General features: G+C 63.6%; 9 protein-coding genes and 1 tRNA gene. 7 read left to right on the plus strand and 3 right to left on the minus strand.

Annotated elements, in window-relative coordinates; all coding sequences use genetic code 11:
• Positions 1 to 2: 2 nt before the first annotated feature.
• The 3 genes from BUA54_RS09105 to BUA54_RS09115 all read right to left on the minus strand — a co-directional run bounded on the left by BUA54_RS09105 (position 3) and on the right by BUA54_RS09115 (position 2406).
• On the minus strand, positions 3 to 782 hold the full coding sequence (locus tag BUA54_RS09105) for an Fpg/Nei family DNA glycosylase (RefSeq protein ID WP_218588274.1): 780 nt from the start codon (positions 780 to 782) through the stop codon (positions 3 to 5).
• Between the two features lies 1 nt (position 783).
• Positions 784 to 2103 carry an NAD(P)-dependent oxidoreductase gene (locus tag BUA54_RS09110; RefSeq protein WP_072856930.1) on the minus strand — a complete coding sequence of 440 codons (1320 nt, stop codon included), beginning with the start codon at positions 2101 to 2103 and terminating at the stop codon, positions 784 to 786.
• 217 nt (positions 2104 to 2320) lie between these two features.
• A tRNA-Leu gene (locus tag BUA54_RS09115) sits at positions 2321 to 2406 on the minus strand.
• 156 nt (positions 2407 to 2562) lie between these two features.
• On the opposite strand from BUA54_RS09115, the gene BUA54_RS09120 reads away from it, so the two are divergent.
• The 7 genes from BUA54_RS09120 to fzlA all read left to right on the plus strand — a co-directional run bounded on the left by BUA54_RS09120 (position 2563) and on the right by fzlA (position 12749).
• Complete coding sequence (locus BUA54_RS09120; protein ID WP_072856931.1) at positions 2563 to 3546, plus strand: complex I NDUFA9 subunit family protein; 984 nt, start codon at positions 2563 to 2565, stop codon at positions 3544 to 3546.
• A 3-nt stretch (positions 3547 to 3549) separates the two neighbouring features.
• Positions 3550 to 4356 carry an undecaprenyl-diphosphate phosphatase gene (locus tag BUA54_RS09125; RefSeq protein WP_072856932.1) on the plus strand — a complete coding sequence of 269 codons (807 nt, stop codon included), beginning with the start codon at positions 3550 to 3552 and terminating at the stop codon, positions 4354 to 4356.
• A gap of 152 nt (positions 4357 to 4508) precedes the next feature.
• Complete coding sequence (locus BUA54_RS09130) at positions 4509 to 5978, plus strand: NAD(P)-dependent oxidoreductase (protein ID WP_072857048.1); 1470 nt, start codon at positions 4509 to 4511, stop codon at positions 5976 to 5978.
• The gene (locus BUA54_RS09135) at positions 5975 to 6688 is read left to right on the plus strand and encodes a hypothetical protein (protein ID WP_245810600.1); all 714 of its coding nucleotides are present in this window, start codon (positions 5975 to 5977) and stop codon (positions 6686 to 6688) included. The genes BUA54_RS09130 and BUA54_RS09135 overlap by 4 nt, the downstream gene beginning before the upstream one ends.
• Positions 6675 to 11207 carry a glutamate synthase large subunit gene (gene gltB, locus BUA54_RS09140; RefSeq protein ID WP_072856934.1) on the plus strand — a complete coding sequence of 1511 codons (4533 nt, stop codon included), beginning with the start codon at positions 6675 to 6677 and terminating at the stop codon, positions 11205 to 11207. The genes BUA54_RS09135 and gltB overlap by 14 nt, the downstream gene beginning before the upstream one ends.
• 103 nt (positions 11208 to 11310) lie before the next feature.
• Positions 11311 to 12030, plus strand: a complete 720-nt coding sequence (gene mtgA, locus BUA54_RS09145) for a monofunctional biosynthetic peptidoglycan transglycosylase (protein ID WP_072856935.1) — start codon at positions 11311 to 11313, stop codon at positions 12028 to 12030.
• Between the two features lie 53 nt (positions 12031 to 12083).
• Positions 12084 to 12749: an FtsZ-binding protein FzlA gene (gene fzlA, locus BUA54_RS09150; protein WP_072856936.1), complete on the plus strand. Its 666-nt coding sequence runs from the start codon at positions 12084 to 12086 to the stop codon at positions 12747 to 12749.
• Positions 12750 to 12753 lie beyond the last annotated feature (4 nt).

Raw genomic sequence — 12753 nt, forward strand, 5'->3', positions numbered from 1 at the left:
GCTCAGCCCGCGTGGGTCTGGTGATCGGGACAGTGGTAGGCGGTGCGACCGCCGACCTTTTTCTTGGTAATGGTGCCGCCGCAGCGGGGGCAGTCGGCCCCGTCCTTGCGGTGGTGGATCAGCCAGTCGGCGGGCAGCTGGCTGTAATCGGCGTTCTTTGCCATGACGTGGCCCATGATGTCCTGCACGGCGCGGTGCAGGTGGGCGACGGCCTTGCCGTCCAGATCGGTGCCACGCGTATCCGGCATGATACCGCAGCGATAAAGCGCCTCGTCCGACCACAGGTTGCCGACGCCCGCCATCTTCGACTGGTCGAGCAAGGCAGATTTCACCGCGGTCTTGGTGCTGCCGATGGCCTGGGCAAAGGCATTGTCACCCATCTTCATCGCGTCGGGGCCCAGACCCTTCGCGGCGATGAACGCGTCCACATCCTCGATCAGCTTCACGCGACCGAACTTGCGCGGGTCGCGAAAGGCGAGGCGGCGGGTCCCTTCGAAGATTACGATGAGGCGGGCGTAGTCGGGTGGCGTCTCGCCCTCGTCGTAGACCCGAAGCGACCCGGACATCCCGAGGTGAATGTGCAGCCAAGGACCGTCGGAGGTTCCGGCAAAGATATATTTGCCGTGTCGCCGCGTCTGGCTGAATTGCGTGCCGACCAGACGCTCGCGCTCTGCCTCTGACGGCAGTTGAACGTGGGTAACCTCGCCTAGGTCGAAGCCCGCAATCGTCCGGTGCAGACAGTGGTCCGCGATCCGCCGCCGGGCGGCGTCGGATTCGGGCAATTCAGGCACCGGTCAGCGCAGCATGGATGTCCATGGCCGCATCGCGACCCTGCGCCACGGCAGTCACGGTCAGATCGTCGCCGCCCAGCGCGCAGTCGCCGCCGGCCCAGACGCCGTCGCGGGTCGTGCGGCCGGCACCGGAGACCTTGATCTTGCGCCCCTCGACCGTCAGGCCGCCGTCGGTGGTCAGGGTCTGGCCGATGGCGCGGAAGACCTGGTCGGCGGGCAGCGTGACGGTCTCGCCCGTGCCCTTCAGCCCGTCACCGTCGTCGGTAGTGTATTCAAGGTTGATGCCGCCGTCGTGGACGAAGTGCGGCTGGACGTTGAACATCAGCCGCACGCCGTGGCTGGCGGCGAGGTCCTGCTCGTAGCGGCTGGCCCCCATGGCCTCGCGGCCCCGGCGGTAGGCGATGGTGACGTTTTCGGCACCCAGAAGCTTCGACTGCACGGCGGCATCCACTGCCGTCATGCCGCCGCCGATCACGACGACGTTGCGACCAACCGGCAGCGACCCAAGGTCGGCGCTTTGCCGAAGCTCGCCGATGAAATCGACCGCGTTGGCCACGCCTTCGCGGTCGTCGCCCGCAATGCCCAGCGCGTTCACGCCGCCAAGGCCGACGCCGAGGAACACCGCGTCGAAATCCTCGGCCAGCGCGTCTAGGCTCAGGTCCCCGCCCAGCGCCTTGCCGGTTTCCAATGTGATGCCACCGATGCCCATCAGCCAGTCGACCTCGCGCTGTGCAAAGCCGTTCGTCGATTTGTAGGCGGCGATGCCATACTCGTTCAGTCCGCCGGGCTTCGCTTTCGCATCGTACATCGTCACCGCATGGCCCAGCATCGCCAGCCTGTGGGCGCAGGACAGGCCCGCGGGGCCGGCCCCGACGACGGCGACGCGCTTTCCGGTCTCGGGTGCGCGGGTGAAAGGGTGCCCCTGCTGCGCCATCAGCGTATCGGTGGCGTGGCGCTGCAGGCGTCCGATCTCGACCGGCTTGCCCTCGGCGGCCTCGCGCACGCAGGCCCCTTCGCACAGGTCCTCGGTCGGGCAGACACGAGCGCACATGCCGCCCAGGATGTTACTTTCGAAGATCGTTCGCGCCGCGGCCTCCGGCGTGCCGGTGGCGATCTGGCGGATGAACAGCGGGATGTCGATCGACGTCGGGCAGGCGGTCACACAGGGCGCATCGTAGCAGAAATAGCAGCGGTCGGCGGCGACATTGACTTCATGCGGTGCGAGCGGCGCATGAAGGTCGGCAAAGCCGGCCGCGATCTGTTCGGCCGCAATACGACCGGCGGCAATTCCGGGCGCGGTGGGGGATGTCATGGGCTGTCTCCGGGTCTGATACCCACGCAGCCTGCCACAGCTTCATTTTTTATCAAACGGTAAATTTTAGGCGGAATGCGAAAGGTGGTGAGCGCTTGGGCGCACTTCAAGCCCAAGCAATTTGCTTTCGTCGCCACGCCGCTAAGGAGAGCATCGGGCCAAAATCAAAAAGCCCCCGAAAACCGAGGTTTTCAGGGGCTTTTTGATAATTAGACTTTGGTGCCCAGGAGAGGACTCGAACCTCCACGTCCTTGCGAACACTAGCACCTGAAGCTAGCGCGTCTACCATTCCGCCACCTGGGCCGGTGTCGTGAGGGGCGATTTAGAGGGGGGCAGGGGGCGTGTCAACGCGAATTTCACGCGATTCAGATAAATCGTCGCGCCGATGTCTGTGGCGTTTCGGCTTGTCTGGCACGGGGGTGCGGTCTAAACCCCGTGCAGCAGCGAAGGAGGCCCCTCATGTCCAAGCTTGTCACCATCTTCGGCGGTTCCGGCTTCGTCGGGCGATACATCGTGCGACGTCTGGCACAGAACGGCTGGCGTATCCGCGTGGCCTGTCGCTCTCCCGAAGAGGCGGGCTTCGTGCGGACCTACGGTGTGGTAGGGCAGGTCGAACCCGTGTTCTGCAACATCCGCAACGACGACAGCGTGCGTGGCGTCACCCGGGGTGTCGACGCCGTGGTCAACTGCGTGGGCGTGCTGGCGGAAACGTGCAAGAATACCTTCAAGGCCGTGCAGGCCGAGGCGCCGGGGCGTATCGCCCGCATCGCGCGCGCCGAAGGTGTCGCGCGCATGGTCCAGATTTCGGCCATCGGGGCGGACAGCGATGCAGCCAGCGCCTATGCGCGCACCAAGGCCGAAGGCGAGGCAGCCGTGACCGAACACATGCCGGGCGCTGTCATCTTGCGCCCTTCGGTCATCTTCGGGCCGGAGGATGAATTCTTCAACCGCTTCGCCGGTATGTCGCGCCTGGGTCCGGTTTTGCCCGTCGTCGGGGCCGGCACGCGCTTTCAGCCGGTTTACGTTGACGACGTCGCTGCGGCAGCAGTCGCGGCGCTCGACAGCCCGACGGTCCAGGGTGTCTACGAACTCGGCGGCCCCGACGTGGCGACCTTCCGCGAGTTGATGCAGCGGATGCTGTCGGTCATCCAGCGCAAGCGTATCGTGGCGAACATTCCCTTTCCGGTCGCGCGACTCATGGCTGGTGGCTTCGGCCTGCTCAAGACCCTGACACTCGGTCTCGTGACGCCGCCGCTGACGACCGATCAGGTGCGCAACCTTGCGGTAGACAACGTCGTATCGGATGGTGCCCGCGGGCTGCGCGATCTTGGGGTGGCGCCGACCGCGATGGAGTCCGTCCTGCCGGACTACCTGTGGCGGTTCCGGCCCTCCGGGCAATACACGGCGATCAAGAACAGCGCCAAGAACCTGAAGCAGTCGTAACCCATGGATGCCCACACAACCCTCATCGCCGCACTACTCGGATTGATCGAGGGGTTGACGGAATTCATTCCCGTATCATCCACGGGCCATCTGCTGCTGGCCGGCCATTTTCTTGGCTTCGAAAGCGCCGGCAAGACATTCGAGGTCGTCATTCAGCTTGGTGCGGTGCTGGCGCTGCTGACCGTCTATTTCGGCAAGCTGTGGCAAGTGTTCCGCGATGCGCCCCGGGATCCCGCCGCGCGGCGGTTCATCGTCTCGGTGCTGGTTGCGTTCCTGCCGGCGGTCGTGATCGGCGTGCTGGCCCATGACTTCATCAAGACCGTCCTGTTCGAGACGCCGCGCCTGATCGCGGTCATGCTGGTGCTGGGTGGTATCGTGCTGTTGTTTGTCGAGCGGATTGCGCCCCAACCGCGGCACGACGACGCCACCGCCTTCCCGCTCCGCATGTCGCTGATCATCGGCTTCATCCAATGCCTCGCCATGATCCCCGGCGTCTCCCGGTCCGGAGCGACCATCGTCGGCGCGCTGATGCTGGGCGCCAGCAAGCGAGCCGCCGCGGAATTCAGCTTCTTTTTGTCCTTGCCGACGATGGCCGGTGCCTTTGCCTATGATATCTACAAGAACCGTGACGTCCTCGACGTCGGGGCGGTGAACGAGATTGCAGTGGGTCTGATCTGTGCGTTCATCAGTGCCGTGCTGGTGGTGCGATGGTTGCTGGGCTTCGTCAGCCGGCATGGTTACGCGCCTTTTGGCTGGTGGCGAATCATCATTGGATCGATCGCATTCGTAGCGCTGTCGCTGAACTTTTAGTATATAGGTAATATTTGCTGACCTTGTTTGGCGACTTTTCGCTATAATTTCTCAGCAGAGCATCGATCTTTTGCAGTTTAGGTCAGCATTGCTGCCTTTTCTTTCCGCATGACCCGCCGTAAAACGGCGCCAGCGTGAGGATGGAGAAGACAATGGCCGGCCAGAAGATGCTGAAGTTCACGACCGTCAGTCGGGATATGCCGGAAAAGCGGCCACCCGATCTGCGTCGTACGGATTTCCACGAGATCTACGCCGAGTATGCGAGGTCCAAGGCCGAGGAGCAGGCAAGCCGTTGCAGTCAATGCGGCGTGCCCTATTGCCAGTCCCATTGCCCGCTGCAGAACAACATTCCCGACTGGCTGCGTCTGACCGCCGAAGGCCGGTTGCAAGAGGCCTACGAGATCAGTCAGGCCACGAACACCTTCCCCGAGATTTGCGGTCGCATCTGCCCGCAGGATCGCCTCTGCGAAGGCAACTGCGTGATCGAACAGTCGGGCCACGGAACGGTGACAATCGGATCCGTCGAGAAATACATCACCGACACCGCCTTCGATGAAGGCTGGGTCAAACCGATCCGCCCCCATGCGGAGCGGACCGAAAGCGTCGGCATCATCGGCGCCGGCCCCGGTGGACTTGCCGCCGCCGACATGTTGCGGCGTCAGGGCGTGCAGGTGACGGTCTACGACCGTTATGACCGTGGCGGCGGCCTGCTGACTTACGGCATCCCCGGCTTCAAGCTGGAAAAGGATGTCGTGATGAAGCGGATGGCACAGCTGGAAGACGGCGGCGTCGAATTCGTGATGAATTGCAACGTGGGTGACGACCTGTCCTTCGACGCGATCCGGGGCAAGCATGACGCCGTGCTGATCGCGACGGGTGTCTACAAGACGCGCAATCTGGATAACCATGGGGTCGATGCGGACGGAATCGTCAACGCGATCGATTATCTGACCGCCAGCAACCGTGTCAGCTTCGGCGACGACGTGGTCGAGTTCAACTCTGGCGAACTGAATGCCGCGGGAAAGAAGGTTGTCGTGATCGGCGGCGGCGATACCGCGATGGACTGCGTGCGCACAGCGATCCGTCAGGGCGCGACATCCGTGAAGTGCCTCTATCGCCGCGACCGTGCGAACATGCCCGGATCGCAGCGCGAGGTGCAGAATGCCGAGGAAGAGGGCGTCGAATTCGTGTGGCTGTCCGCGCCCAAGATGTTCGTCGACGATGCAGCCAACTTGAACGACACCCGGGCTATCACCGGCCCGCTGCGCGGTGTGGTCGTCGACAAGATGCGCCTCGGCCAGCCCGACGCCACCGGACGCCGCAGCCCGGAACTGATCGACGGCGCCCATTACGTCGAAGAGGCGGACCTCGTCATCAAGGCGCTGGGGTTCGAGCCAGAGGATCTGCCGACGCTTTGGGGTGTCGAGGGGTTGGAGGTGACGCGGTGGGGGACGGTCAAGGCCGATTTCACCACCGGCAAGACCACGCTGGACGGCGTCTTTGCCGCCGGTGACATCGTACGGGGTGCAAGCCTTGTGGTTTGGGCAATTAAGGACGGCCGTGACTGCGCAACGGCGATCCTCGATTATCTGTCCCAATCCGACGCGGTGGCGGCGGAATGATGCGGCGGACGCTGGTCGTCCTGTCGCTGATCGGCTCGCCCGCAATGGCGGCCGACGTGTTTGCGCTGCCGCAGGGCTGCACGGCCTTTCTGACGATCCAAAGCCGCAGCTGCGCTGTAGAGCACCATTTCACCTGCGCCGCAGACCCCGAAGGCTTGAAGCGCAGGGTCAGCCTGTCCGAGGACGGCCTGACCTATCTGGGCAGCACCGACGAGGACGCCCAGTGGCTGTCCAGCTTCTATCCCTTCACCAACCATCGGGAGCAATTGGAAGATAGCCCCAAGGACCCCGCGTCCCTCAGTACATTGCTGAAAACCGGGGCTGACAGTTATGATTTCCGTACCTTGTCTGACGAGATCGGTTCGACCCGCTACGTCGGCGAAGACCGACTGACCGGCAAGGTCGTGACCATCGACGACGTCGCGCTGCAGCAGACGGAATACGAGATTACGGCCTATGCCGATGACGGCAGCACGCTCTGGTCGTCGCAGGGCAACGAATTCGTCAATGCCAAATGGCGCATATTCATCGGCGGCACCGGGACCGTCACTGTGCCCGAAAGACCTTTCGACAAGGATGACCGCCCGGTGCAGTTCATCTATCCGGGCGAACCCGGCTTCCTGTCCGCCAATCCGAAATTCGACTGCGGCGCGATCCTGTCGTCCGCACCGTCCGTGACACCCAAGGAGTATCCCCATGACAACCTATGATGAAACCTGGGTCGCCGCCGAGGAAGCCAAGCGCAAGTGGATGGCCGAGAACAGCCTTTATCGGGACGAGGACGAACATGCGTCATGCGGGGTCGGTCTTGTCGTGTCGATCAAGGGCGAGGCGTCCCGCGACGTCGTCGAAAAGGGCATCAACGCATTGAAGGCGATCTGGCACCGGGGCGCTGTCGATGCCGACGGCAAGACCGGCGACGGCGCCGGTATCCACGTCCAGATCCCGCAGGCGTTCTTTCATGACCAGATCCGTCGCACGGGGCACGAACACGCCGAAGGCGAGCGTATCGCCGTGGGCCAGATCTTTTTGCCGCGCACGGATTTCGCCGCGCAGGAGCGTTGCCGCACGATCGTCGAATCCGAAGTGCTGCGCATGGGCCACTGGATCTACGGCTGGCGCCACGTCCCGGTGAACATCGACGTGCTGGGCGAAAAGGCCAATGCCACCCGGCCAGAGATCGAGCAGATCCTGATCCGCTGCGAGGGTCACATCGACGAGGAGCAGTTCGAGCGCGAACTCTACATCATCCGCCGCCGGATCGAAAAGGCCGTGACCGCCGCGGGTGTGGCGGGGTTCTACATCTGTTCGATGTCGACGCGGTCGATCATCTACAAGGGCATGATGCTGGCCGAACAGGTCGCCGTCTTCTACCCCGACCTGATGGACCAGCGCTTCGAATCCGCCTTCGCGATCTATCACCAGCGTTACTCAACCAACACCTTCCCGCAGTGGTCTCTGGCGCAGCCATTCCGCATGCTTGCACACAACGGCGAGATCAACACGCTGAAGGGCAACGTCAACTGGATGCGCAGCCACGAGATTCGCATGGCCTCTTCGGCATTCGGCGAAGCGGCGGGCGACATCAAACCGATCATCCCGTCGGGGGCGTCTGACTCTGCGGCGCTCGATTCCGTGTTCGAGGTGCTGGTCCGTGCGGGCCGCACAGCGCCCATGGCCAAAACCATGATGGTACCCGAGGCGTGGTCAAAGCAGCAGGCCGAGATGCCGCAAAGCTGGCAGGACATGTACGGCTACTGCAACGCCGTGATGGAACCATGGGACGGCCCCGCCGCACTTGCAATGACCGATGGCCGCTGGGTCTGCGGCGGTCTGGACCGCAACGGTCTGCGTCCGCTGCGCTATGTCGTGACCGGTGACGGCCTCTTGGTCGCCGGGTCCGAAGCCGGGATGGTCCCGGTGGACGAGGCGACCGTCGTGGAAAAGGGCGCGCTTGGCCCCGGCCAGATGATCGCCGTCGACATGACCGAAGGGCGGCTTTACCACGACACGGAATTGAAGAACAAACTCGCCGTCGCGCAGCCTTTCGGCGACTGGGTCGAAAAGGTCGTCGAACTCTCCGACCTGCTGAAGAACGTGCCGGAAAAGGCGCTGTTCGAAGGCGAGGTCCTGCGCCGCCGGCAGCGCGCTGCCGGCTACAGCATCGAGGAGTTGGAGCAGGTGCTGGCGCCAATGGCAGAGGACGGCAAGGAAATGATCGCGTCGATGGGTGACGACACGCCCTCTGCCGTGCTGTCCACGACCTTCCGCCCGCTGTCGCATTTCTTCCGCCAGAACTTCAGCCAGGTCACGAACCCGCCAATCGACAGCCTGCGCGAAAGCCGGGTGATGAGCCTCAAGACACGCTTCGGCAACCTCAAGAACGTGCTGGACGAGGACAGCAGCCAGACCGAGATCCTCGTGCTGGAAAGCCCCTTCGTTGCCAATGCCGAATTCGACGAGATGGTGAATCATTTCGGTGAAAGCGTCGCCCACATCGACTGCACCTTCGCACCGGGCGATCACGCACTGGCGCATGCCCTCGAACGCATTCGGTCAGAGGCGGAAGATGCCGTCCGGTCCGGTGCCGGTCACATCGTGCTGACCGATCAGCATCAGTCAGAGACGCGTGTCGCGATGCCGATGATCCTCGCAACCAGCGCCGTCCATTCCGGCCTGACGCGGAATGGCCTGCGGACCTTCTGCTCCGTCAACGTGCGCTCGGCCGAATGCATGGACCCGCACTATTTCGCCGTGCTGATCGGCTGCGGTGCAACCACCGTGAACGCCTACCTTGCGCAGGACAGCATCGCAGACCGCCTGAACCGCGGTCTGATCGACGGCACCCTGACAGAGGCCGTGGGCCGCTACCGCGCCGCCATCGATGCGGGGCTGCTCAAGATCATGTCCAAGATGGGGATTTCGGTTCTGTCGTCCTACCGGGGCGGCCTGAACTTCGAGGCAGTGGGCCTGTCGCGCGCCATGGTCGCCGAATACTTCCCCGGCATGCAATCGCGCATCTCTGGCATCGGCATCAATGGCATTCAATCCAAGCTGGAAGAAGTCCACGCCCATGGCTGGCGCCAGACCGAACAGGTCCTGCCCATCGGTGGCTTCTACAAGGCGCGGCGTTCCGGCGAGAAGCACGCCTGGGAAGCGCAGACCATGCACATGCTGCAGGCGGCCTGTGCCAAATCCTCCTACGCGATGTGGCAGCAATTTTCGAAGGCGATGCAGTCGAATCCGCCGATCCACTTGCGCGACCTGCTGGCAATCAAGCCGCTGGGCAAGGCTATTCCCATCGAGGAAGTGGAGAGCATCACATCGATCCGCAAGCGGTTCGTGACGCCGGGCATGTCGCTGGGCGCCCTGTCGCCAGAGGCGCACAAGACTCTGAACGTCGCCATGAACCGAATCGGCGCGAAATCCGACAGCGGCGAGGGCGGCGAGGATCCGGCGCACTTCCTGCCGGAGGCGAACGGCGACAATCCGTCCGCCAAGATCAAGCAAGTTGCCTCCGGTCGTTTCGGCGTCACGGCGGAATACCTGAACGCCTGCGAGGAACTGGAGATCAAGGTCGCGCAAGGCGCCAAGCCCGGCGAGGGAGGGCAACTGCCCGGCATGAAGGTTACCAAGCTCATCGCGCGCCTGCGTCACTCGACCGAGGGCGTCACGCTGATCTCTCCGCCGCCGCACCACGACATTTACTCGATCGAGGATCTGGCGCAGCTGATCTACGACCTTAAGCAGATCAACCCGCGCGCCAAGGTAACAGTAAAGCTGGTGGCCTCCTCCGGCGTCGGCACGATCGCCGCGGGCGTGGCCAAGGCCAAGGCCGACGTGATCCTGATCTCGGGCCATAACGGCGGCACCGGGGCCTCCCCCGCGACCAGCATCAAGTATGCCGGCCTGCCGTGGGAGATGGGCCTGACTGAGGCACATCAGGTGCTTGCCATGAACAAACTACGCGAGCGGGTCGTGCTGCGGACCGACGGCGGCCTGCGCACGGGCCGCGACATCGTCATGGCCGCGATGATGGGGGCCGAGGAATACGGTATCGGCACCGCAGCACTGATCGCCATGGGTTGCATCATGGTCCGCCAGTGCCAGTCCAACACCTGCCCGGTTGGCGTCTGCACGCAGGACCCTGCCTTGCGCGAGAAGTTCGTGGGCAACGCCGACAAGGTTGTGAACCTGATCACATTCTACGCCACGGAAGTGCGGGAAATCCTCGCCTCCATCGGGGCAAGGTCGATACAGGAGGTCATCGGCCGGGCGGACCTGCTGACGCAGGTCAGCCGCGGCTCGGCGCATCTCGATGACCTCGACCTGAACCCACTGCTGATCACCGTCGATGGCGCCAGCAAGATCAAGTACGACCGCAACCAGCCGCGCAACGCGGTGCTGGATACGCTCGACGTGGAGATCGTGAAGGACGCCGAACGCTTCCTGAAGGACGGCGAGAAGATGCAGCTGGAATACGCGGTGCAGAACACGCTGCGCACCATCGGCACCCGCACCTCGAGCCATATCGTCAGCCGGTTCGGCATGAACAACGATCTGCAGGACGACCACCTGACGGTAAAGCTGCGCGGATCGGCCGGCCAGTCGCTGGGGGCGTTCCTCGTCCACGGGCTGAAGCTGGAAGTCAGCGGCGATGCCAACGACTATGTCGGCAAGGGTCTGTCGGGTGGCACCATCGTGGTCCGTCCGCAGATGCAAAGCCCGCTGGTGGCCTCTGAAAACACGATCATTGGCAACACGGTGCTATACGGTGCCACGAAGGGGTATCTCTTTGCCTCCGGCCGTGCCGGCGAACGCTTTGCCGTCCGCAATTCCGGCGCACATGTCGTGATCGAGGGCTGCGGCACTAACGGCTGCGAATACATGACCGGCGGCGTTGCGGTCATTCTTGGCAGCATCGGCGCAAACTTCGGCGCCGGCATGACCGGCGGGATGGCGTACCTTTACGATCCGGACGGCACCGGGGCGGAACTGATCAACATGGAAACGCTCGTGACCTGCCCGGTCACCGTGCCGCATTGGGAAAATCAGTTGCTGCGGCTGATTGAACGTCACGTGGCCGAGACCTCCAGCCGCAAGGCGCAGGACATCCTGCAGCACTGGGATGCCGAGCGGCAGAATTTCATTCAGGTCTGCCCGAAGGAAATGCTGATTCACCTCAAGGCCCCGCTGAACATTGAGGAGCAGGCCATCCCGGCTGAATGAAGATCTTTTGACGGTCAGAAGACACCTCGCGGCGGGACACGCCGCGGGGTGTTTTCGGCTCTGCAATCTTGACCGCGGGCGGGCCCGCGTGACTTATGGGGCCATGGCGAAAACCCGCAAATCCGTAAAGTCCGACACTCCCTTGCCGCGCTTGACGGGCCGGTCGATCCGGCGCCTTCTACGGCGTGGAGTGCTGGGGCTGATTGGTGCGGTCGTGCTGGTGACACTCCTCTACCGGGTCGTGAACCCGCTGACGACACCCTACATGCTGGCAGAGGGCCACAGGCGTGGTGGTGTGACGCAAGACTGGGTGCCGATGGCGCGCATCGCGCCGGTCATGGCACGGTCCGTCGTGGCCGCCGAGGACGCGAACTTCTGCCTGCACTGGGGTCTCGATATCGGTGCGATCCGCGCGGCACTGGCAGCAGGCGGCGATCGTGGCGCTTCCACGATTTCTCAGCAGGTGGTGAAGAACGTCTACCTCTGGCAGGGGCGAAACTGGGTCCGCAAGGCGGTGGAGGCGGTCTGGACCCCACTCGTAGAACTGCTGTGGAACAAGCGGCGGATCCTCGAGGTCTACCTGAATGTCGCCGAATTCGGGAGCGGCATCTTCGGCGTGCAGGCGGCGGCGCAACACTACTTCGGTGTCGATGCCGAGAGCCTCAGCGCCGTGCAGGCGGCGCGGTTGGCGATGGTGCTGCCGGACCCGAAGGCGCGCGACGCCGCGGATCCGACATCGTCGCAGCGCCGCCGGGCGGCCAGCATCCTGGACGGGGCCGCGACGATTGCCGCCGACGGACGGGCGTCCTGTTTCGAGAGTTGAACGCAGGGCAAAGGTGCGGCATTGAGGGTGCAATCCCGAACCGCGAGTGTCCCATGAACCGCCTCTATCATTTCCCCCTTTCCCCGTTTTCACGCAAGGTAAGGCTCAGCCTTGCGGAGAAGCGCATCGAGGTGGAACTGATCGAGGAACGATACTGGGAGCAGGACAGCGATTTCCTGCACCGCAATCCGGCCGGCAAGGTACCCGTGCTCCGGCTGAGCAACCGGATGCTGAGCGAGAGCGCCGCGATCTGCGAATACCTCGAGGATACCCACCCCAATCCTCCGCTGATGCCCCGCGATGCCGACGCACGGTACGAGGTGCGGCGCCTGGTGGGCTGGTTCGACGACAAGTTCTATCGCGAGTGCACCGAGAAGCTTCTGGGCGAGCGCGTATTTCGCAAGGTGAAGGGCACGGGTTATCCGGACAGCACGAACGTGAAGGCAGGGAGCCGCGCCATGCGGTTCCACCTTGACTACATGACGAAGCTGCTGGAGCATCGCCGTTGGCTGGCGGGCAACGAGATGACGCTGGCCGATTTCGCCGCCGCGGCGCAACTGTCCTGCCTCGACTACATCTCCGACGTGGACTGGAACCGGTCGGAGGTCGTGAAGGACTGGTATGCGAAGATCAAGTCGCGCCCGGCGTTCCGGTCGCTGTTGGCCGATCAGGTGCCGGGATTCCTGCCGCCGTCGCATTATGCCAACCTTGATTTCTGATTGG

This window comes from Loktanella atrilutea (assembly GCF_900128995.1).
GTDB classification, from domain to species: Bacteria; Pseudomonadota; Alphaproteobacteria; order Rhodobacterales; family Rhodobacteraceae; genus Loktanella; species Loktanella atrilutea.